This is a genomic window from Vibrio sp. 970 (assembly GCF_033339075.1).
Genome location: NZ_JAWOTW010000324.1, coordinates 1 through 697, shown reverse-complemented (window position 1 = coordinate 697; position 697 = coordinate 1). Strand labels below are relative to the sequence as shown.

The 697-nt window shown below is 43.9% G+C and carries 1 protein-coding gene; it reads right to left on the bottom strand.

Going from position 1 to position 697, the window contains the following annotated elements; all coding sequences use genetic code 11:
- Positions 1 to 697, bottom strand: a 697-nt coding sequence (locus R7Q11_RS26445) for an AsmA family protein (RefSeq protein ID WP_225467031.1), incomplete at both ends; no start/stop codon positions are given.

The window sequence follows — 697 nt, the reverse complement described above, 5'->3', positions numbered from 1 at the left end:
GTTGCTGAAATTGTGCCTTGGTACAACTTCGAGCTAAATGATGTGAGGTCAAACACACCACGATTGACAGTGAAGCTCGCTTTTACCGCTTCCATTTTCGCGTTAGCCGCTTTGAACTTATCGATGGTGATATCACCTTTGACATCCAGCGTTTTCAGTGCTGAAAGATCCGGCTCAACTTCAGGCCCCGCGGATGCACTCTTACCACCAGATGCTGGCTTTTCGTCGCTTGCTGATGCTTGTTTATCCAAGCCTAAGAATTCATCTAAATCGATATTAGGGCTATGAAGGGCAAAACGTATTTTTGGAATGTCTCCCAATGTCACATCGGCTTTACCATCCAATGCAATCGCGTTTGCGGTTAACTTCTCTAGAATAAAGCTAAGGTGGCTTTTGTTTAGGGCAAATGAGAGGTCAGAGACCATATCAACTTTCATTGGTGATTGTGGCAAAGCATCACCTTCAAAGCTTGATTTCAGCGTAAGCTTATTCAACAACACTTTGCTAATCGCTTGGTCAACCGTAAGCTGCCCACCGCCTTGCATGTCCAGCGTCATACCAGCAGCACTGCCTTTAAGCGCGTAGTTAAGATTGTTTACTTTATCGAATTCAAATGTATCTAAGCCAATTTTTGCCGATTCAATAGTGTTGTTTGGATCAGTGTACGTCGCATCAACATTGATGTTCTTCAACGCAT